Source organism: Aequorivita soesokkakensis (assembly GCF_001641085.1).
GTDB classification, from domain to species: Bacteria; Bacteroidota; Bacteroidia; order Flavobacteriales; family Flavobacteriaceae; genus Aequorivita; species Aequorivita soesokkakensis.
Genome location: NZ_LXIE01000050.1, coordinates 25,855 through 47,354 on the forward strand (window position 1 = coordinate 25,855; position 21,500 = coordinate 47,354).

The following is a 21,500-nucleotide window of genomic DNA, read 5'->3' on the forward strand; positions in this document are numbered from 1 at the left end:
AACAATAAACATTCATCATCATTAATCAAAAATCGAATAGTTATGAAATCATTAATTACAATTACAAGTGCGCTTACAATTTGGTTGCTTGCGTCGTGTTATTCCAACGCACAGGAAAATGACCAAGATACCCAGGCTTCCATAGAGAAACTCACCAATCTGAAGGAAAAAATAATTCAAGAAGAAAAGGATGCTTTAAAGTTAGATGTTGAAAACATCAATGCCAGACTCCAAAGTGAAGCCATTACAGAAGAAGAAGCTGAAACGCTAAAAAAAGAAGCTGCAGAAAAGCATGCGCTTAATATTGAAAACAGAATTGCGATTGTTGACAATCAAGTGGCATTAGTAAAACGAAATGGAACCATAGAAGATGACGAAGATAACGGAATGATCATTCGGATTGGATCCAGCGGAAAAAATAGTGAGAATGACAACGTTCTCTACATTGGACCCAAAAATAAAAAGCGCAAATTTGACCGTCGCACTACCTCAGATATGGTATTTGCTTTTGGATTGAACAATGTAATTACTGAAGGAGAATCTTTGCAGGATTCAGATTTTAAGATAGCTGGCAGCCGTTTTGCAGAGTTGGGCTGGGCTTGGAAAACCCGCGTATTTAAAAACACAAATTGGTTGCGGATTAAGTATGGCGTTTCTTTTCAATTTAATGGTTTAAAACCAACGGACAATCGTTTTTATGTAGATGCTGGCGAGCAGACCAAACTTCAAAATTATCCATTGGACTTGGACAAATCAAAATTCCGGATGGACAATCTTGTTGTTCCAATCCACTTTGAGTTTGGCCCATCCAAGAAAGAAGAATACGATGGTTACTTCCGTTATAACACAGAAAACCAAATTAAAGTAGGTTTAGGCGGGTATGCAGGAATAAATCTCGGGGCCCGCCAAAAACTAAAGTTTGAAGAAGATGGCGAAGACCAAAAACTAAAATTAAAAGCAGATTACAACACAAATAAATTTATCTACGGTTTAAGCGCTTATATAGGCTGGCAAGGTGTAGCGCTTTATGGTAAGTATGATTTAAACACAATCTTTAAGAACAACCCAATAGATCAGCGCAATGTTTCCCTCGGACTTCGGTTTGATGTGGATTAGCCATAAACACTTTCATTATTCGTTGTTTAAAACCTGCATGGATTTTTAAAATTCGTGCAGGTTTCTTTTCTTAATATCCCTATTTTTACAAATCAAAAATCAAACCGTCCAAAAACCTAAAATTCCAATAATTTGATTTCCAAAACCACCATAGACAATGTTTTTGAAACCGCCCGCGTAGAGGAGGTGATCGGTGATTTTGTTCAGTTGAAAAAATCCGGAAGCAACTATAAAGGGTTAAGTCCGTTTACTGACGAGCGTTCGCCGAGTTTTATGGTTTCGCCGGTGAAACAGATTTGGAAAGATTTCAGTAGCGGAAAAGGTGGAAACGTAGTTGCTTTTTTGATGGAGCACGAACATTTCACCTATCCCGAGGCCATAAAATTTTTGGCAAAAAAATACGGGATTGAAGTAGAGGAAACCGAACAAACCGCCGAAGACAAAGAACAGGCAAATGAACGGGAAAGCCTTTATTTAGTAAGCGAATTCGCTAAAGATTATTTTCACAGTACGCTTTTAAAAACCGAAGAGGGGAAAGCCATCGGCCTTTCATACTTTAAAGAAAGAGGTTTTACGGACGAAACCATCAAAAAATTTGAACTGGGTTATTCTCCCGATTTTTGGGATGCTTTCACAAGCCACGCAATAAAAAAGGGCTACAAGCTGGAGTTTTTGGAAAAGACGGGTCTGTCGATTGTAAAAGAAGAAAAACAGTTTGATCGTTTTAAGGGAAGGGTAATGTTCCCAATTCTCAGTATGAGCGGCCGCACCCTTGGTTTTGGCGGTCGTATTTTAACATCGGATAAAAAAGCGGCGAAATATTTAAACTCTCCCGAAAGCGATATTTACCACAAAAGCAAAGTGCTTTACGGTATTTTTCACGCGAAACAAAGTATTGCGAAAGAAGACAATTGTTATTTGGTGGAAGGTTATACAGATGTTATCCAGTTTCACCAAACGGGAATCCACAATGTGGTTTCGTCTTCGGGAACGGCATTGACTTCGGAACAAATTCGGCTTATAAATCGACTTACCAAAAACATTACCGTTCTTTTTGATGGCGATGCGGCGGGGCTTCGTGCATCGCTTCGCGGAATCGACCTGATTTTGGAACAGGGAATGAACGTGAAAATCTGCACTTTTCCTGAAGGCGAGGATCCCGACAGTTTTTCGCGTAAAAATACGTTGGAAGAATTGACGCTTTATTTAGAAGAAAACGCCAAGGATTTTATCACTTTCAAGGCTTCTTTACTCGCTAATGAAGCAAAAAATGACCCCATAAAAAAGAGCGAGACCATACACGATATGGTGAACAGTATTGCCAAAATTCCCGATGTTATAAAGCGGGAAGTGTATATAAAGGAATGTTCACGGATTATGGATATTTCGGAGCAGGTTCTTTTTAATACGCTGGCGCAGATTTTTCAAAAGGACAAAAAAGATGCGGCTAAAAGGGAAACTATTCCGCAGGAGGCTTTTGAGGTTATTCCCACAGAAAAAAAGATTGAAAAAGTAGATGTACAGTTTCAACTGGAACAAAAAATAATCGAGCTGTTGCTTCTTTATGGCAATGTTGAAGAGGATTTTGAGGAACTTATTCTTGAAGCGAACGAAAAAGGCGAAATTTCATTAAAACCAGAAATTCATAAATCGCGCGTTTATGAAAAAATATTTTTGGATTTGCAGGAAGACGAAATTGAGTTTACAAACCAGGAATTTAAAGATTTGTATTACGAAGTTGTAAATCGTTTTACACAAAATCCAGATGCGAAAGCAGAAACTTTTATAAACGAACTTCAGCCAGAAATGGCTTCTGCAATTACGCACGTTTTGATGGAAGAGGAAAGATATATTCTCCACGATTGGGAGCGAAAGGAAATTTATGTAAAGGAGAAAGAACAGACCATTGCCCAAATGGTGAGTGAAACTATTTTAAATCTTCGAAGGCATTTGGTTTCCCAAAAAATAAATGAATTGTCCGAAACAATGAAGCAAGAGGACAATACTGAAAAAGAAACAGGACTACAGGAAATTGTAGATTACATCAGTCTAAAAAAAGTGCTTTCCGATAAATTGAATAGAGTACTGTAGTTAATTAAACTGAAACAAGCGCGCCTGGTTAATAAGCTCTGCCAGGCTGGTAACGTTTAATTTTTTCAAAAGCCGGGTCTTGTAGGTGCTCACGGTTTTTTCGTTAATTTCAAGTAGGGTAGCAATGTCTTTGTTGCGTTTGCCGTTTGAGAGAAGGTTCAACACTTCAATTTCCCTTGCGGAAAGTTTTTTATAGCGGCCCACAATGGTATTGTCGTTTACGGCTTTGCTGTTTAGAGCCGCCGCAAGTTGTTCGTTTAAAAATACCCCGCCCATAGCTATGCGCTTAATGGCTTGAATAAATGTCTCTTTGGAAGCCGTTTTCGGAATATAGCCAGCAGCGCCAGATTTTATGGAGCGCAAGGCATAAATTTCTTCTGGATGTGATGAAAAAATTGCGATTCTTGTTTTTGGAAATTCTTCACGAATGCTTCGTAAAGCGTGGAAACCATTAATTTCCGGGATGTCGAGCTCTAAAATTAAAATATCCGGGCGTTCTTTTTCCAGACATTTCAATAATTCCGAACCTCGCGAAACCTTCCCAACTATTGTATAATCGTTTGTATTATTGAGCAAAACTGATACCCCTTTTCTGGTAATAGGGTGGTGGTCTGCAATTACAACTTTTTTCATCTTATGGTATTTTATAGATTCTTAAAAATATAAAACCTTCAGATTTGGGGGGAGAAATTAAGGTTTAACAACGTAATATTAATACTACATTTTGGATATATAAAATCTTAAGGAGAAGAATGATAAACCTTTCGTTTAATGGTTAAATTATTCGATAAATAACAAGACTACCTAAGTTTTTCAGGGATTTCGCAAACGGGAATAGGTATCATTTTGTGTTGATTTGCCCGATTCAATCTATGGAATATATCAAAAACTACTTTTTGCCTTCCCGAAAAATCTGAAGTGGTTTTGCCATTTTCCTTCATTTTCATCGCCCATTCCAGTTCGTCATAGCTTGCGCCAAGTTGGTCTTCATCGGTCCGGTCATCACCCCACAGGCCATCCGTTGGGGCTGCGTCAATAATTTCTTTGTTAATACCCAAATGACGGGCAATTTGATAGACTTCACTTTTCATTAAATCGGCAATCGGACTTAAATCCACCCCGCCGTCGCCATATTTTGTGTAGAAACCTACGCCAAAATCCTCTACTTTATTGCCGGTCCCTGCTACCAAATATTTTTCCAAAGCCGCAAAATAATAAAGTGTCGTCATTCGCAAACGGGCACGCGTATTTGCAAGCGACATAAAACGATCTTCCTCTTTTTCAACTTTTGGTAAAACATCAATCAGGGTATCAAAAACAGGCGTGAGGTTAATCTCAATTTTTTCAACGCTTGCAAAATTTTCCTTAAGCCAAGCAATATGGTTGTAGGCCCGACTAACTTGTGAGGCCGCTTGGTGTATTGGCATTTCCACACATAAAAGCTTAAGTCCTGTTTTTGCGCATAAAGCGGAAGTTACGGCAGAATCAATCCCGCCGCTAATGCCAATTACAAAACCTTCCATTTTTGCATTTACGGCGTATGTTTTTAACCAATTTACAATATGATCTACAACTTTTTCGGTTTGCATTTTCTGTGTTTTTAATCTTTTATAATAATACCTTTGCAGCGCAAAAGTTGTTAAAGATAAAATTAATAAAAAGGAATGGCGTTAACCAACAATAACATTTTTTCTACTATGAAGTATTCCGTTTTGGTTCTTTTTCTGGTCCTTCTTTTTTCCTGCAATAACGAAAGTAAGGTTGAAAAGGAAATTGAAAAAATTCCTATTGATTTTGAAATGATTCGTTTCGACAAAGAATTTGCAAATGCATCTCCCGTAGAACTTCCAAAGTTAAAAGCTGAATTTCCAGCTTTTTTTCCGAAACAGTACAACGATAGTATCTGGATTGAAAAATTGACGGATACCCTTCAAAATCAACTGGAAATTGAAGTGATAAAAACATTTCCAACGGATGGGATTTTGGAAGATGATTTGGTTCCGTTGTTTCAACACATAAAGTATTATTTTCCCAAATTTCAAACTCCAATTGTTGTAACTACGACTTCAGACGTTGATTACCGAAATAAAATAATTCTTGCAGACAGTTTGCTGATTATAGGTTTGGACAATTATTTAGGAAGTGAACATCGTTTTTACGAGGGCATAGATAAATACATTTCAAAGGAAATGAAACCTTCACAAATTGGTCCCGATGTTGCAGAAACCTATGCAAGACTTTATATAAAACCGCCAAACAAGGCTTCATTTTTGGGGCAAATTGTTTATTACGGAAAGCAACTTTACTTGAAGGATATTTGGCTTCCAAATGCATCCGATGCCGAAAAAATAGGATATACTGAACAGGAATATAAATGGGCCGAAGAAAATGAGGAATATATGTGGCGCTATTTTGTGGAAAAGGAATTGCTTTATAGCACCGACCCCAAACTTGGCGCACGCTTTATAAGTCCGGCACCTTTTTCAAAATTCTATCTTGAACTAGACAACGAATCTCCCGGCATGTTGGGGCGTTATTTGGGCTGGAAAATTGTTCGTGCATATATGGAAAACAATGATACAAACGTGCAGCAACTAATGGTAACAGAGGCTGACGAAATATTTACAAACTCAAAATACAAACCAAAAAAGTAATGGCAATAAAACATACTTCTGAAATAAAGCTAAACGTAGGCCTTGACGAAAATAAAATCCCTGAAACCATTCATTGGACCGCTGAAGATGGCGGTATTTCAAATGAAGAAACAAAGGCGGTGATGCTCTCGGTTTGGGACAGCAAAAAAAAGGAATCGCTTAGAATTGATCTTTGGACAAAAGAAATGCCCGTTGATGAAATGAAAATCTTCTTCCACCAAACTTTAAGCGCGATGGCTGATACTTTTCAACGTGCTACAAATGATGATAAAATGAGCGCTACCATGCGCGATTTCTGTGATTATTTTGCTGAAAAGCTAGAGCTGAAGCGGGATAATTAATTTAGAATTCAGAAGTTTGAATTGAATTGTTGAGTTCATTAATATAATTCAAAACTTCATCCCTTCCCGTGGAATCGCTGGCTGAGGTTATAAAAAACGGGGGCATTTCTTCCCAAGTTTCCAGCATTTTTTCGGAGTATGTTTTAATATTTCTTTCCAATGCTTTTGGTTTCAGTTTATCAGCTTTTGTGAAAATTATGTTGAAGGGAATTCCTGTTTCGCCCATCCATTCCATAAATTCCAGGTCGATGGGTTGTGGTTCGTGGCGACAATCTACCAAAACAAAAGCGAGTACCATTTGTTCCCTTTTTTCAAAATAATTGGTAATAAATTTCTGAAAAACTTTCTTACTGCTTTTTGAAACACGGGCATAACCGTACCCTGGCAAATCTACCAAATACCAGTTTTTGTTTACGAGAAAATGATTGATAAGCTGCGTCTTTCCGGGTCTTCCAGAAGTTTTTGCCAAGCTTTTGCGCTGCATCAACATATTGATAAGCGAAGATTTCCCAACATTACTTCTTCCAATAAATGCATATTCCGGCAAGCGGTCCTTCGGGCATTTGGCAACATCACTGTTGCTCATCACAAATTCTGCGGATTTTATATGCATTGTTTAAAAGTTAAGAATTAGGAATTAAGAATTATGTGGGAAATATTTTTTAGAAACCAGAAACCCTTTAAAACCCACGCTTTTCCAGCCAAGCATAAAGCAATTGGTTAAATTCTGCAGGATGCTCCATCATTGCGGCATGGCCACATTTATCAATCCAATAAAGTTCAGAATCAGGCAGGAGTTCATCAAATTCTATAGCAACTTCGGGCGGTGTAACATTGTCGTTTTTTCCCCAAATGATGCACGTTGGCGTGTGCATTTTTGGTAAATCTTTCGCCATATTATGTCTAATGGCACTTTTGGCAATGGCAAGAGTGCGTATCAATTTATTTCGGTCGTTTACGGTTTCATAAACATCGTCCACAATTTCTTTGGTAGCAACCGCAGGATCGTAAAATACATTTTCTGCTTTCTGCCTAATGTATTCATAATCGCCTCGTTTTGGGTAGCTTTCGCCCATTGCGCTCTCATAAAGGCCAGAACTTCCGGTTATTACTAAAGCCTTAACTTTTTCAGGATACATTTTCGTACAGAGCAAACCGATGTGTCCGCCAAGCGAGTTCCCTAAAAGAATAACTTCTTCATACCCCAAATGATCAATGAATTGCGCCACGTATTTTGCAAAATTTTTCACATTCGTGCGCAACAAAGTCATTTTGTAAATGGGCAATTCGGGAATTAAAATTTTATAGCCTTTCGGCGGAAAGAAATCTGCAACGCCGTCAAAATTGCTCAACCCGCCCATAAGCCCGTGAAGGATGATTATTGGAGTGCCTTCACCTATTTCTAAATATGAAAATTTTCCTTCTTTCTTTAAGTTTTCCGACATGCGTTGGTTGCTGCAATTTAGAATGACAAAAGTAAACAAAATTATTTCATAAGGTCTATTTAAAAGAAGCCTTTGTTTTTTCAAATTTTCAATCTGGGTTATTTACAAAGTGGTAAAACTTATCAACAAAGTGGTAGAATGTGGTAAAATGTGGTAAAAGTTATATATATTTGAAACTACAAATTACAAATCGGGAATTTCTACAATGCTCAATCTAATAGGCACATACGAATGTAAAGCAGACGTAAAGGGACGGGTCATGGTGCCCGCGCCTTTAAAAAAGCAATTGGCATCCGTAGCGCAAGAAGGTTTTGTTATTAAACGTGCCGTTTTTCAGCCCTGTTTGGAGATGTATCCAATGAAAGAATGGGACGCCCTGATGCTGAAAATGGGCGAACTAAACCGCTTCAGCAGAAAGAACAACGATTTCATAAGAAGATTTACCGCCGGCGTAAAAACGGTTGAACTGGATTCAACTGGCAGATTGCTCATTCCCAAAGACTTAATGGCTTTCGCTGGAATTGATAAGGAATTGGTTATTTCTTCCGCAATAAATATTGTTGAAATCTGGGATAAAGATAAATACGAACAGGCCATAGACGATGCGGCAAGTGATTTTGCCGACTTGGCTGAGGAAGTAATGGGAAACAAAAGCAATGATGGTGATGGAGTATCATAATCCGGTTTTGCTAAATGAAACTGTAGAGGGGCTAAACATAAAGCCAGACGGGGTTTATGTGGATGTTACTTTCGGCGGCGGCGGCCACTCCAGGGAAATTCTTAGTCGATTGGGTCCAAACGGAAAACTTATAGCTTTTGACCAAGATAAAGATGCTTTGGAAAATGCTTTTGACGACCCAAGATTTTTATTAATCAATCAAAACTTTCGATTTCTGAAGCAATTTTTGAGATTTCATGGCTATAAAACTGTAGATGGAATTTTAGGTGATTTCGGCGTTTCCTCGCATCAATTTGACGTTGCCGAAAGAGGCTTTTCAACACGTTTTGAGGCCAATTTGGATATGCGGATGAATCGCGACACAAATTTTTCGGCATATACGGTGGTCAATAAATATGAAGAAGCACAATTGCGAAATGTGCTTTCAAATTATGGTGAATTGCGCAGTGCAGCCGGAATGGCACGTGTTATTGTTGAAGCCCGTGAAACCGAAAAAATAAAGACCAGCGAACAACTTAAAAAAGTGCTCAGTAGATTTCTGCCAGCACATAAAGAAAACAAAATCTTGGCCCAAATCTATCAAGCAATTAGGATTGAGGTTAACCAAGAATTGGAGGCGCTTAAGGAATTTTTGCTTCAAACAAACGAAGTTCTGAAACCTGGCGGACGTATCAGTTTGATAAGCTATCATTCTTTGGAAGACAGATTGGTAAAGAGATACATAAGAAACGGAATGTTTGAAGGGGAGCCAGAAAAAGATGTTTTTGGAAGGGTGGAAGTTCCTTTTAAAGCAGTGGAAAAATTTATAATCCCTTCCGAAGAAGAAATAAAACAAAACAACCGCGCCCGAAGCGCAAAGCTTCGCATTGCGGAAAAACTATAAAATGAAAGACGGTTTTTACAATATAATAAAAGGAAAATTTTTGGTGAGTGACGATGCCTTGAAAAACTGGCGCTTCATCATTTTTCTTTCTGTCTTGGCTTTGATAATGATTGGCAGCTCGCACACCGCAGACAAAAAAGTGCATAAAATTTCAAAACTGAACGCTGAAGTTAAAGAATTGAAAAGCGAATACGTTGACGTTCGGATGCTGTTGATGCAAGCAAGAATGGAAAGTAAAATTATAGCCGCAATGGAAAATCGGGGCCTCCAGCCTTCCGGAACGCCACCAAAGAGAATCCGAATTGTAGAAACGAAAAAATAGAATTTAGAAAATAGCGAAGAGCGAAAAAAAACCTGACAACAGACAACTGATAACTGAAAAATGGCTTTTGAAGAAAAAAACATATTAAACCGTTTGTACATCGTGGCCGGATGTATGTTTCTTTTCGCGCTTGCCATCAGCATCAAGTTGATGAACATTCAGTTTGTGGATGGTGAAAAATACCGTGAATTGGCAAAGGAAAACACTACAAAAAACTTTGTAATTCCGGCAAATCGTGGAAATGTTTATGCAGATGACGGCAGTTTGTTGGCAACGTCGGTGCCGAAATATGACATTCGTTTTGATGCAGTTACGGTTTCTTCCGAAGATTTCAATGAAAACGTAAAACCACTTTCCGAAGGATTGAGCAAAATGTTCGGAAAGCCGGTAGCTTATTATCTGGATATGTTCAGAAAAGCTCGCGCCGATAAAAACCGCTACCAATTGGTGGTTAAAAATCTAGGTTATTCAAATTATATTAAAGTGAAGAATTTACCGCTTTTTAACAAAGGTCCGTACAAAGGCGGAATTATTGTTGAACAGCGCACCGTTCGCGAGCATCCCATTGGGCAGATTGCACAACGAACTGTTGGCGATGAGGCTTTTGACCGTCCCGGCTATTACGCAGTAGGTTTAGAAGGCGCCTTCAATGATTTGTTGACTGGGAAAGAAGGCCATCGCCTAAAACAAAAAATTGCCCAAGGCCAATGGAAGCCAGTTTATGACGAAAACGAAATTGAACCACAGGATGGGTATGATATTGTTTCAACCATAAATGTAAACATACAGGATATTGCCCACCATGCGCTGTTAAAACAGCTGGAATACTACGAAGCAGAACACGGGAGCGTAATTGTAATGGAAGTTGCCACGGGTGAAATTAAAGCCGTTTCAAATCTTGGTCGAACTTCTGACGGAACATATTACGAAAAATTGAACTACGCCATTGGCGAATCACACGAGCCTGGTTCTACTTTTAAAGTGATGGCTTTTATGGCCGCTTTGGAAGATAAGGTTATCGATACCAGTTCGGTAATAGATACTGGTAATGGCGTGAAAGTTTTTTACGGAAGAAAAATATATGATTCGCACCGTGGAGGCTTCGGAAAAATTTCTGCAGCTCGTGCTTTGGAAGTTTCCTCAAACATTGGTTTGGCTACGATTATAAACGATAATTATTCAAAAAACCCGAACAAGTTTATCGATCGCTTGAAAAGTTGGCATTTAAATGAAAAAACTGGAGTTGCCATAAAAGGCGAGGGAACCCCAATGATTCCACAACCGGGTGACAAAAAATGGAGCCGAAATGCACTCCCTTCTATGGCTTATGGCTATAATCTGAGACTGACGCCTTTGCAAACGCTAACTTTTTATAACGCAATCGCAAATCATGGCGTAATGGTAAAACCCCGATTTATAAAAGAAGTTAGGGCTTGGAATGAAAAAGTTACTGCCTATGATACCAAGATTATAAATCCTAAAATATGTTCTGATGAAACGTTGAAGCAGGTTCGGGAAATACTAAAAAATACTGTGAAAAGAGGTACTGGTAAATCACTTTATTCGCCAGATTTTTCGATGGCAGGAAAAACGGGAACTGCCCAAACCGAATATTGGATGCCGGATTGGAAGAGCAATCGCCGCTACATTTCATCATTCGCAGGATTTTTTCCTGCGGAAAACCCGAAGTATTCCTGCATCGTGATTATTCACAAACCGAGTACAAAAAAAGGATTTTACGGAGCCGATGTTTCGGGTCCAGTTTTTAAAAGAATCGCCCAGAAAATCTTTACCGATTCCCAAATTATTGATTCTGTGGAAGGCGTAGAAAAGACCGATCCAGCAATTGAAAAAGATTTTGAACAGTACTATGCAAAGTTGCAACAACCCGCCAAAACCGTTCCAAATGTTACCGGAATGGCGGGAATGGACGCTGTTTCACTTTTGGAAAACCTTGGGCTGCGAGTGCAAGTTGTGGGCAATGGAACTGTTTCAAGCCAATCCATAAAATCTGGCGAAAACCTGAAAAAAGGACAATTAATAACATTGAACTTATCGTGATTTTGTTAAAGGACATATTGTACAAAGTTACCATCGAAAGCGTCGTTGGCAGTACATCCGTGGCCATAAACAATCTTGAATTTGATTCGCGAAAAGTTTCATTGAACGATGTTTTTATTGCAATAAAAGGAACCGTTTCAGACGGACATCAGTTCATAAAAAAGGCAGCCGATCAAGGCGCTTTGGCCATTATTTGCGAGACCTTACCGGAAAATATAGTCAACGGAATTACGTATGTTCAGGTTGCAGATTCACACAAAGCTTTGGCTATTATGGCCGCCAATTATTACGGAAATCCTTCAGAAGAATTAAAGCTTGTGGGTATAACGGGAACCAACGGGAAAACAACGGTTTCCTCTCTTTTATACCAACTTTTCAAAAAAGCGGGGTTGGAGGCTGGACTGCTTTCCACCGTAAAAATAATGATCGGCGATGCTGAATTTAAGGCTACACACACAACGCCGGATTCTTTAACCATAAATAAATACCTGCGCGAAATGGTGGATGCAGGTGTGGAATATTGCTTTATGGAAGTGAGTTCCCACGGAATCCATCAAAAACGTACAGAAGCGCTTCATTTTACGGGGGGCGTTTTTACGAATCTTTCCCACGATCATTTAGATTATCACAAGGATTTTGCGGAATACCGAGATGTAAAAAAATCTTTTTTTGATGAATTGCCAAAAACCGCTTTTGCATTGGTAAATGTGGATGATAAAAATGGTGTGGTAATGCTTCAAAACACAAAAGCAAAAAAATACACCTACGCCCTAAAAACCTATGCTGACTATAAAGCGCAGATTTTGGAAAGTCAATTTACTGGCCAACTTCTTAAAATAAACAATCAGGAATTGTGGGTTAAATTGATTGGCGGTTTTAATGCTTATAATCTACTTGCAATTTTCGGAACTGCACAACTTTTAGGCTTGAAGGAACTGGAAATCCTTCAAATAATGAGCACTTTGAATAGTGTTGATGGACGTTTCCAATATTTAATTTCAGAAAAGAAAATTACCGCCATTGTAGATTATGCACACACGCCCGATGCATTGAAAAATGTTTTGGAAACCATAAATAGCATCCGCACCGGAAATGAAGAAGTGATTACTGTAGTTGGCTGCGGCGGCGATCGCGATGCGCAAAAACGCCCTGTGATGGGGAACATCGCAGCTTCATTGAGCACAAAAGTGGTTTTTACAAGTGACAATCCGCGGACTGAAAATCCAGAAAAAATTATAGAACAAATAGAAACAGGCGTGCCTGCGGAACATTATAAAAAAACAATTTCCATAACAAATAGAAAGGAAGCCATAAAAGCCGCCTGCCAAATGGCGCAGGAAAATGACATCATTTTGATTGCCGGAAAAGGCCACGAAACCTATCAGGAAATAAACGGAGAGCGCTTCAATTTTGATGATTTTAAAATAGTAAACGAAATTTTAATAGCCCTAAACAAATAGCCAATGCTTTATTATCTTTTTGAATATTTAGATAAAACATACGACTTGCCAGGTGCGGGATTATTCAATTTCATTACGTTTCGGGCTATTTTGGCGGTTATTCTTTCGCTTTTTATTGCTTCGGTTTACGGAAAAAAAATAATCAATTATTTAAGAAAAAAACAAGTTGGTGAATCTATCCGCGACCTTGGTTTGGAAGGACAAAACGAAAAAGCGGGAACGCCAACAATGGGCGGAATCATTATAATTCTCGCTACGTTGGTTCCGGTTTTACTATTCGCAAAGCTTGAAAATATATATGTAATACTTCTGATTGTAACCACACTGTGGATGGGAATTATTGGATTTATAGACGATTATATAAAGAAATTTAAAAATGACAAACAAGGTTTACCCGGAAAATTTAAAATAATAGGGCAGGTTGGCTTAGGATTGTTTGTTGGCGCAACAATGTATTTTCACCCAGATATCATCGTGCAGCGAAATATTGCCGATCCAGGAACCGAAACTGAAATTATTGCGAAAGGGCCAACCAATGAATTTTACGTGAAGGACAAAGCAATGCTCACAACCATTCCTTTTGTAAAAGAAAACGAGTTTAACTATTCCGAATTGATCAGTTGGGCTGGTGATAATTACAAAAGCTATGTATGGCTAATTTTCATTCCGATCGTAATTTTTATCATCACCGCAGTTTCAAACGGGGCCAATCTCACCGATGGAATAGATGGGCTTGCGGCAGGAACATCGGCAATTATTGGAGTTACGCTCGCACTTTTTGCTTGGGTTTCGGGTAACGTAATTCTTTCTGACTATCTCAATATTATGTACATCCCGAACACGGGTGAAATGACCATTTTCATCACCGCATTTGTTGGAGCGCTTATCGGGTTTTTATGGTACAATACCTACCCTGCACAAGTATTTATGGGCGATACAGGCAGTTTGACCATTGGCGGAATTATAGCAGTAATAGCAATTGCCGTTCGAAAAGAATTGTTGATACCGATTCTCTGCGGAATATTTCTGATGGAAAATCTTTCAGTGGTTTTGCAAGTAAGTTGGTTCAAATACACAAAAAAGAAATTTGGTGAAGGAAGGCGCATTTTCAGAATGTCGCCATTACATCATCACTATCAAATTAAAGGTTTTCACGAAAGTAAAATTGTAACACGATTTTGGATTGTGGGAATTTTTTTGGCAATAATTACAATTGTTACACTAAAAATTAGATAAAGTGAAACAACGGCTGGTGATTTTAGGAGGTGGAGAAAGTGGAGTAGGAACAGCCATTTTAGGATTAAAGAAGGGGTTTGAAGTATTCGTTTCAGACTTCGGAAAAATAAAGGATAAGTACAAAGAAGTTCTTATAAATAATGGGATTGAATGGGAAGAGGAAGGTCATTCCGAAGAGAAAATCCTTTCCGCAACAATAGTGATGAAAAGCCCGGGAATTCCCGATAAGGCACCAATCATCAAAAAGTTGCACGAAAAAGGAGTGAAGGTTATTTCTGAAATTGAGTTCGCTGCAAAATTCACGAAAGCAACAATCGTAGGAATCACTGGAAGCAACGGAAAAACCACAACGGCAAGCTTGACCTATGAATTGCTAAAAAATGGCGGATTGAATGTGGCTTTGGGCGGAAATATCGGGAAGAGTTTCGCAGAACAGGTTTCCGAGGAAAAGTATGAAAATTTTGTACTTGAGCTAAGTAGTTTTCAGCTTGACGGAATTGAAACCTTTGCGCCACACATCGCAGTTTTGACCAATTTGAGTCCGGATCATTTGGATAGATATGATTATAAATATGAAAACTATATCGCTTCAAAATTCAGGATAACGATGAACCAAACGTCGCAAGATTATTTCATCTATGACGCAGATGATGTTGAAATAATAAAATGGCTTTCGCAAAACCCAATCAAATCGCAGCCGCTGCCATTTTCAACAAAAAAAGAATTGAATCAGGGGGCGTTCAAAAGAAATAAAGAAATAATAATAAAAATAAATAATAAAGAATTCAATATGCCAATCGCAACAATCGGAATCCAAGGGGAACACAATGTAAAGAATGCTATGGCCGCTTCAACGGTAGCCACATTATTGAGAATACGGAAACAGACTATTCGTGAAAGCCTGGAAGGTTTTCAAGGTGTGGAACATCGACTTGAAAAAGTATTGAAAATTAACAATGTGATGTACATCAATGATTCCAAGGCCACCAATGTGAACGCAACATTTTTTGCGTTGGACAGCATGGAAAATCCAACCGTTTGGATTTTGGGCGGCGTTGACAAGGGCAATGATTACACTGAATTGCTTCCATTGGTAAACGAAAAAGTAAAGGCAATAATCTGTTTAGGAGTTGATAATGAAAAAATTATTAGTGCTTTTGGAAACGTTGTGGATACTATTGTTGAAACAGATTCTATGAAGATGGCGGTGCAGGTTGCTTATAAATTGGCCGAACGAAACAACACTGTTCTCCTTTCTCCCGCCTGCGCAAGTTTCGATTTATTTGAAAACTACGAAGACCGCGGAAGACAATTTAAAGAAGCGGTTAGAAATTTATAATTTCAATAAACAATAAACAATAAACGGAAAAGTGAAAAACATTTTTCAATACATACAAGGCGATAGAGCAATTTGGGGAGTAGTGGGGCTTTTGGCGTTGTTTTCCTTTTTGCCGGTTTACAGCGCGAGTAGTAATCTTGCGTATTTGTATGGCGATGGAAGTACACTGCCTTATCTATTTAAACATTTCGCCCATTTAGTATTGGGGTTTGCCATTTTGTATGGCGTTCACAAAATTCCGTATAACTACTTTCGTGGACTTTCAATTATTGCTATTCCGGTAGTTGTATTGCTTTTGATAATTACAATGGCCGAAGGAACCACTATTGAAGGCGCCAACGCGAGCAGGTGGATTCGTGTGCCTTTTGTTGGGGTTACATTCCAAACTTCAACTTTGGCTGGAGTGGTTTTGATGACTTATGTAGCGCGTTATTTATCGCGAATAAAAGATAAAGCGGTTACTTTTAAAGAAACATTGTTGCCGCTTTGGGTTCCGGTATTTATTGTACTTGCTTTAATACTTCCGGCAAATTTTTCTACCACGGCAATCTTCTTTTTAATGATCGTATTATTGGTGTTTATCGGCGGGTATCCATTGCGATATTTAGGAATTATTTTAGGCGCAGGCCTAATTTTTCTCACCCTTTTTGTGATTTCAGCAAAAGCGTTTCCGGGAGTTTTCCCGAACCGTGTAGATACTTGGATAAGTAGGGTTGAAAATTTCAGTGATGATAAAGATACTGAAGCAGACTATCAAATAGAAAAAGCGAAAATAGCAATTGCCTCGGGTGGTGTAACAGGTCTTGGACCGGGCAAAAGTGTCCAAAAAAACTTTTTGCCGCAGTCGTCGTCAGATTTTATTTATGCAATAATTGTAGAAGAATTTGGTCTTTTTGGTGGTCTGTTTTTAATGGTGCTGTATTTATTTCTATTATTCCGAATTGTAATAGTTGCACATAAATCAACTTCCGTTTTTGGAAAACTGCTCGTCATTGGCGTGGGCTTGCCAATTATTTTTAGAGCGATGATAAATATGGCTGTTGCCGTGGAATTGTTTCCTGTAACGGGTCAAAACCTACCATTAATAAGTAGTGGAGGAACTTCAATTTGGATGACCTGTTTGGCCTTGGGAATGGTTTTGAGCGTAAGCGCAAAAAGAGAAATAGTTGCAAAAGAAGAAAAGGAAGAAAACCCATTGGATATTTTAAGCGAAGCGATTTAGAAATACGAAATACAAAATTGAATAAATAGAAATCTTTTGAAACACAAATTCATCATAAGCGGCGGCGGCACCGGAGGTCATATTTACCCGGCGGTTGCCATTGCGAACGAGTTAAAAATCCGTTTCCCCTATGCTGAATTTTTGTTCGTGGGCGCTGAAGATAGAATGGAAATGGAGAAAGTGCCGCAAGCGGGCTATAAAATAAAAGGTCTTTGGATTTCTGGTCTGCAACGAAGTTTATCACTTCAAAATTTAGCTTTTCCCTTAAAACTCGTTTCCAGTTTGCGAAAATCCCAAAAAATCCTGAAAAATTTTAAACCAGATATTGCAATAGGAACGGGAGGTTATGCAAGCGCTCCGTTATTGCGAATGGCTGCATTGCGTAATATTCCCTGCTTAATCCAAGAACAGAACAGTCATGCCGGAATCACAAACAAATGGCTGAGTGGGAAAGTTCAAAAAATATGTGTGGCTTATGAAGGGATGGAGAAATTCTTCCCATCGGAAAAAATAATACTTACGGGAAATCCAGTTCGGCAGGATTTGCTGGATATTTCTTCCAAAAAAGAAGAAGCTATTTCTTTCTTCAATTTAAAAAATGAAAAGAAAACATTGTTGGTTTTGGGCGGAAGCTTGGGCGCAAGACGCATCAACCAATTAATTGAGAAATCATTGCCATTTTTTGAAAAGAACGATTTACAACTAATCTGGCAATGCGGAAAATATTACGAAGAAACCTATAAAAACAAAGGAAGCGAAACAGTGCAAGTCCACGCTTTTTTAAACCGAATGGATTTGGCGTATGCTGCGGCAGATTTCATTATTTCAAGAGCGGGAGCACTTTCTGTTTCTGAATTGTGTTTGGTTGGAAAGCCTGTTGTTTTCATTCCATCACCAAATGTTGCCGAAGATCACCAAACAAAAAATGCAAAAGCAATTTCTGAAAAAAATGCTGCGTTGCTGATTAAAGAAAACGATTTGGATTCCAGCTTTGAAAGTGAATTTTCAGAATTGATTACTTCCGAAGAAAAACAAAAAACCCTTTCGGAAAGCATAAAAAAACTGGCGAAACCAAATGCCACAAAAGAAATTGTGGAGGAGATTGAGAAATTATTAGAAAAAAGTCGATGAGTTGAGAAGTCGATGAGTTGAGAAGAAGACTCAACTCCTAAACTTATCGACTCATCGACTAAATTAAACCTGAAACATTGAATAACCTAAAAGACATACAAACTTTCTACTTCGTCGGCATCGGCGGCATTGGGATGAGTGCGCTTGCGCGTTATTTTAAAATGCAGGGGAAAGCGGTTTTTGGGTATGACAAAACTTCAACAGATTTGACGGAGGAATTGGTTGCCGAAGGAATTTCGGTGACTTTCATTGATGAAATTTCTGAACTTCAAAAAGAAGTCATTTCAAAAGAAAACGTTTTGGTGGTTTATACCCCCGCAATTCCGAAGCATAACAAGATTTTAAATTATTTCTTTTCCGAAGAATTTTATATCGTGAAACGCGCCGAGCTTTTGGGTGAAGTTTCAAAAAACACCCTTTGCCTTGCCGTTGCCGGAACGCACGGCAAGACAACAACTTCAGCAATTTTGGGGCATTTATTGGCAGAATGCAATATGCCCGTAACAGCATTTTTGGGTGGAATTGCAGAGAATTATAATTCAAATTTTATCTATAAAGGCAGTGAAATAACAGTTGTTGAAGCCGATGAATTTGATCGTTCGTTTCTCCAACTCCGTCCAGATATTGCTTGCGTTACATCAATGGACGCGGACCATTTGGATATTTATGGCGATGCCGCTGAAATAGAAACCGCCTTTAGAACATTTGCGAAATTGGTTGAAAAAGAGGAAAATGTTTTCATCAAAAAGAACCTTCCTCTTGACGGAATGACTGTTGCGGTAGAAGAAACCGCCGATTACGAAGCGCAAAACGTAAAAATAAAGGGCGGTGCCTATCTTTTCGATTTAAAGACTCCGAATGGAACTTTGGAAAATTTAACTTTCCATCTTCCCGGGCACCATAATCTTACAAATGCCATCATGGCTTTGGGCATGGCAATTTTAGCAGGCTCCCCAACCGATTGCCTGCCCAAAGCATTGGCAACTTTTAAAGGCGTGAAGCGTCGTTTTTCGTATAAAATTAAATCTGAAAATTTGGTTTTGATAGACGATTACGCACATCATCCCACAGAAATTGATGCTTTATTTCAAGCAGTGGATGAAATGTATCCGAACGATCACAAACAGATTGTTTTTCAGCCGCATCTTTTTAGCAGAACACGTGATTTTGCAGTAGGTTTTGCAAAAAGCCTTTCCCAATTTGATGAAGTTGTGTTGCTTGATATTTATCCCGCACGGGAGGAACCTATTGAAGGAATTACTTCAGAATGGCTTTTAAATCAAGTTGTTTCAGAAAAGAAAAGATTGGTTTTTAAATCTGCTTTGCCAGAAGTTTTATTGAAATCGAAATGTAGAATAAAATTGCTTGTAGGCGCTGGAGACATTGGTGCCGAGGTAAATAAACTAACCCAAAAATTGAAAGATGAAGCGTAGTTTAGAAATCATAAAATTTATTTTTCTGCTTGGATTAATGGCGCTTCTTTTCAGCTTCACCAAAAAGCGAAATGATGCCCGAAAACTCACGAAACTGGATGTGGAATTTGTGGATGAAAACAGCCCATTCATCACCTACAATTCAGTTAATAAATTGTTGATACAAAATCATGGGAAGGTTACGAGCATAGATAAAGAAACTTTAGTTTTGAAGAAGATGGAGCAAAGACTGCGTGAAAACCCTATGGTTCGTGATGCTCAGGTCTATGTATCGGTTGACGGTACTTTGGGGGCAAAAATTGAACAGCGCAAACCTATAGGTAGGGTGTCTGCTTCGCCGGATTATTACTTGGATGCAGACGGAAAAAAGATGCCGTTGTCCAATGTTTATTCAGCGAGGGTACCCATAATTACGGGAACTTCAAAGAATAATTTCACCGAAGTTACCCCATTGTTGCTTAAAATTGAGAAAGATGAATTTATGAGAAGCAGCGTAGTAGGTTTAAACCGAAAAACAGATGGTGACATCGAGTTGGAGCTTCGAAAAATAAATTTTAAAGTTCTTTTCGGGAAGCCGGAAAATATTGAAAAGAAGTTTCAAAATTTTAAAGCGTTTTATAAAAAAACAAAACAGGACAGTACGCTGTATGGGTACAATATGGTAAACCTGAAATTTGACAATCAGGTAATCGCCACAAAAAAGTAAGGCCATGGAAAACGAAAATATTGCTGTAGGATTGGATATTGGGACTACCAAAATTGTTGCTATGATTGGTAGAAAAAATGATTACGGCAAAATGGAAGTATTGGGAATTGGAAAAGCGAAAAGCCTTGGCGTGCACCGTGGCGTCGTAAACAATATTACCCAAACCATTCAATCTATTCAACAGGCGGTGCAGGATGCAGAAACTTCTTCAGGAATGAAGATTAAAGAAGTGGTTGTAGGTATTGCGGGGCAGCACATTCGCAGCCTTCAACACAGCGATTATATTACCCGCCCGAATGGCGAGGATGTTATTAGTGAAGCCGATATTGACAGGCTTTGCAACCAAGTTCACAAGTTGGTGATGCTTCCCGGGGAAGAGATATTGCACGTATTGCCACAGGATTTTAAGGTTGATGGGCAGGCAGAAATAAAAGAACCCATCGGAATGTACGGTGCGCGTTTGGAAGCTAATTTCCACGTTGTTGTGGGGCAGGTTTCTTCTATCAGAAATGTGGGTAGATGTATTAAAAGTGCGGGTTTGGAACTTTCAGCAATAACCTTGGAGCCATTGGCTTCGGCAAAGGCTGTTTTGAGCCAAGAAGAGAAAGAGGCTGGTGTTGCCTTGATTGACATAGGAGGTGGAACGACGGATTTGGCAATTTTTAAAGATGGAATCATACGTCATACGGCAGTAATTCCTTTCGGTGGAAATGTTATTACGGAAGACATAAAAGAAGGTTGCTCAATAATTGAAAAGCAGGCAGAATTGCTGAAAATAAAATTTGGCTCTGCTTGGCCTGGGGAAAATAAAGACAATGAAATTGTTTCAATTCCCGGTCTGCGCGGAAGGGAACCGAAGGAAATCAGCTTAAAAAACCTTTCAAAAATAATCCATGCACGTGTTATCGAAATTATCGAGCAGGTGTATATGGAAATCAAAAATTACGGACACGAAGACCAAAAAAAGAAACTTATTGCGGGAATAGTACTTACAGGGGGTGGAGCCCAGCTTCAGCATATAAAACAATTGGTTGAATACATTACTGGAATGGACACCCGTATTGGTTATCCAAACGAGCATTTGGCAGGCGATAGCGATGCTGAAACTACCAGCCCAATGTACGCAACCGCAGTAGGTTTGGTGCTGAATAGTTTGGAAAGCAAAGAAAAATCTTCTTTGATGAAACGTTTTTCGCACGAAGATACTGCTCAAACTGAAGAAGCTGCATCGGATACAACGCAAGCAGAAACTGAGCTAGAAACGGAAACAGAAAAGAAAGACAAAAAAAGCAAAGAAAAAGAATCAAAGACTTCAAAAAAGTTTTTTGATAAATGGGCTGAAAAATTCAAAGAGTTTTTGGATAACGCCGAGTAAAAAGTG

At 38.8% G+C, this 21,500-nt stretch carries 20 protein-coding genes; 16 read left to right on the top strand and 4 right to left on the bottom strand.

Annotated features, from left to right (window positions below):
* The first annotated feature begins 42 nt into the window (after nt 1–42).
* Both A7A78_RS13770 and dnaG read left to right on the top strand, forming a co-directional pair.
* The gene (locus tag A7A78_RS13770) at nt 43–1,116 is read left to right on the top strand and encodes a porin family protein (RefSeq protein WP_068763053.1); all 1,074 of its coding nucleotides are present in this window, start codon (nt 43–45) and stop codon (nt 1,114–1,116) included.
* 132 nt (nt 1,117–1,248) lie between these two features.
* The gene (dnaG, locus tag A7A78_RS13775; protein ID WP_068763054.1) at nt 1,249–3,207 is read left to right on the top strand and encodes a DNA primase; all 1,959 of its coding nucleotides are present in this window, start codon (nt 1,249–1,251) and stop codon (nt 3,205–3,207) included.
* On the opposite strand, the gene A7A78_RS13780 is transcribed toward dnaG, so the two are convergent.
* Nucleotides 3,208–3,840: a response regulator gene (locus A7A78_RS13780; protein WP_068763055.1), complete on the bottom strand. Its 633-nt coding sequence runs from the start codon at nt 3,838–3,840 to the stop codon at nt 3,208–3,210. It abuts the gene before it with no gap.
* Nucleotides 3,841–4,007: 167 nt separating this feature from the next.
* The gene (gene nadE, locus A7A78_RS13785) at nt 4,008–4,796 is read right to left on the bottom strand and encodes an NAD(+) synthase (RefSeq protein WP_068763056.1); all 789 of its coding nucleotides are present in this window, start codon (nt 4,794–4,796) and stop codon (nt 4,008–4,010) included.
* A 108-nt stretch (nt 4,797–4,904) separates the two neighbouring features.
* Here nadE and gldB point away from each other — a divergent pair, with 108 nt between their 5' ends.
* Nucleotides 4,905–5,861 carry a gliding motility lipoprotein GldB gene (gene gldB / locus A7A78_RS13790; protein WP_068763057.1) on the top strand — a complete coding sequence of 319 codons (957 nt, stop codon included), beginning with the start codon at nt 4,905–4,907 and terminating at the stop codon, nt 5,859–5,861.
* Nucleotides 5,861–6,202, top strand: a complete 342-nt coding sequence (gene gldC, locus A7A78_RS13795; RefSeq protein ID WP_068763058.1) for a gliding motility protein GldC — start codon at nt 5,861–5,863, stop codon at nt 6,200–6,202. Before gldB ends, gldC begins: the two co-directional genes overlap by 1 nt.
* Nucleotide 6,203: 1 nt before the next feature.
* Here the strand turns inward: gldC and yihA are convergent, their stop codons facing one another.
* On the bottom strand, nt 6,204–6,815 hold the full coding sequence (gene yihA / locus A7A78_RS13800) for a ribosome biogenesis GTP-binding protein YihA/YsxC (protein ID WP_068763059.1): 612 nt from the start codon (nt 6,813–6,815) through the stop codon (nt 6,204–6,206).
* A gap of 67 nt (nt 6,816–6,882) precedes the next feature.
* The gene (locus A7A78_RS13805) at nt 6,883–7,647 is read right to left on the bottom strand and encodes an alpha/beta fold hydrolase (protein ID WP_068763060.1); all 765 of its coding nucleotides are present in this window, start codon (nt 7,645–7,647) and stop codon (nt 6,883–6,885) included.
* Nucleotides 7,648–7,852: 205 nt separating this feature from the next.
* Here A7A78_RS13805 and mraZ point away from each other — a divergent pair, with 205 nt between their 5' ends.
* The 12 genes from mraZ to ftsA all read left to right on the top strand — a co-directional run bounded on the left by mraZ (nt 7,853) and on the right by ftsA (nt 21,494).
* Nucleotides 7,853–8,326: a division/cell wall cluster transcriptional repressor MraZ gene (gene mraZ, locus A7A78_RS13810; protein ID WP_068763061.1), complete on the top strand. Its 474-nt coding sequence runs from the start codon at nt 7,853–7,855 to the stop codon at nt 8,324–8,326.
* Complete coding sequence (rsmH, locus tag A7A78_RS13815) at nt 8,313–9,209, top strand: 16S rRNA (cytosine(1402)-N(4))-methyltransferase RsmH (protein ID WP_068763062.1); 897 nt, start codon at nt 8,313–8,315, stop codon at nt 9,207–9,209. The genes mraZ and rsmH overlap by 14 nt, the downstream gene beginning before the upstream one ends.
* Before the next feature lies 1 nt (nt 9,210).
* Nucleotides 9,211–9,531 carry an FtsL-like putative cell division protein gene (locus tag A7A78_RS13820; protein ID WP_068763063.1) on the top strand — a complete coding sequence of 107 codons (321 nt, stop codon included), beginning with the start codon at nt 9,211–9,213 and terminating at the stop codon, nt 9,529–9,531.
* A gap of 60 nt (nt 9,532–9,591) precedes the next feature.
* Nucleotides 9,592–11,592, top strand: coding sequence for a penicillin-binding protein (locus A7A78_RS13825; RefSeq protein WP_068763064.1), 2,001 nt, complete (start codon nt 9,592–9,594; stop codon nt 11,590–11,592).
* Entirely contained in the window at nt 11,589–13,052 is a 1,464-nt protein-coding gene (locus A7A78_RS13830; protein WP_068763065.1) for a UDP-N-acetylmuramoyl-L-alanyl-D-glutamate--2,6-diaminopimelate ligase, read from the top strand. Before A7A78_RS13825 ends, A7A78_RS13830 begins: the two co-directional genes overlap by 4 nt.
* A gap of 3 nt (nt 13,053–13,055) precedes the next feature.
* A complete protein-coding gene (mraY, locus tag A7A78_RS13835) occupies nt 13,056–14,288 on the top strand; it encodes a phospho-N-acetylmuramoyl-pentapeptide-transferase (protein WP_068763066.1) in 1,233 nt (410 codons plus the stop codon).
* Nucleotide 14,289: 1 nt separating this feature from the next.
* Nucleotides 14,290–15,627 (top strand): UDP-N-acetylmuramoyl-L-alanine--D-glutamate ligase, encoded by a 1,338-nt coding sequence (gene murD, locus A7A78_RS13840; RefSeq protein ID WP_068763067.1) that lies wholly within the window; start codon nt 14,290–14,292, stop codon nt 15,625–15,627.
* 31 nt (nt 15,628–15,658) lie between these two features.
* Entirely contained in the window at nt 15,659–16,849 is a 1,191-nt protein-coding gene (locus tag A7A78_RS13845) for an FtsW/RodA/SpoVE family cell cycle protein (RefSeq protein ID WP_068763068.1), read from the top strand.
* A gap of 36 nt (nt 16,850–16,885) precedes the next feature.
* On the top strand, nt 16,886–17,980 hold the full coding sequence (gene murG / locus A7A78_RS13850; protein WP_068763069.1) for an undecaprenyldiphospho-muramoylpentapeptide beta-N-acetylglucosaminyltransferase: 1,095 nt from the start codon (nt 16,886–16,888) through the stop codon (nt 17,978–17,980).
* Between the two features lie 77 nt (nt 17,981–18,057).
* Nucleotides 18,058–19,413: a UDP-N-acetylmuramate--L-alanine ligase gene (gene murC / locus A7A78_RS13855; protein WP_094746159.1), complete on the top strand. Its 1,356-nt coding sequence runs from the start codon at nt 18,058–18,060 to the stop codon at nt 19,411–19,413.
* Entirely contained in the window at nt 19,403–20,119 is a 717-nt protein-coding gene (locus A7A78_RS13860; RefSeq protein ID WP_068763071.1) for a cell division protein FtsQ/DivIB, read from the top strand. The genes murC and A7A78_RS13860 overlap by 11 nt, the downstream gene beginning before the upstream one ends.
* 4 nt (nt 20,120–20,123) lie before the next feature.
* Nucleotides 20,124–21,494 (top strand): cell division protein FtsA, encoded by a 1,371-nt coding sequence (gene ftsA / locus A7A78_RS13865; RefSeq protein WP_068763072.1) that lies wholly within the window; start codon nt 20,124–20,126, stop codon nt 21,492–21,494.
* The last annotated feature ends 6 nt before the right edge of the window (nt 21,495–21,500 follow it).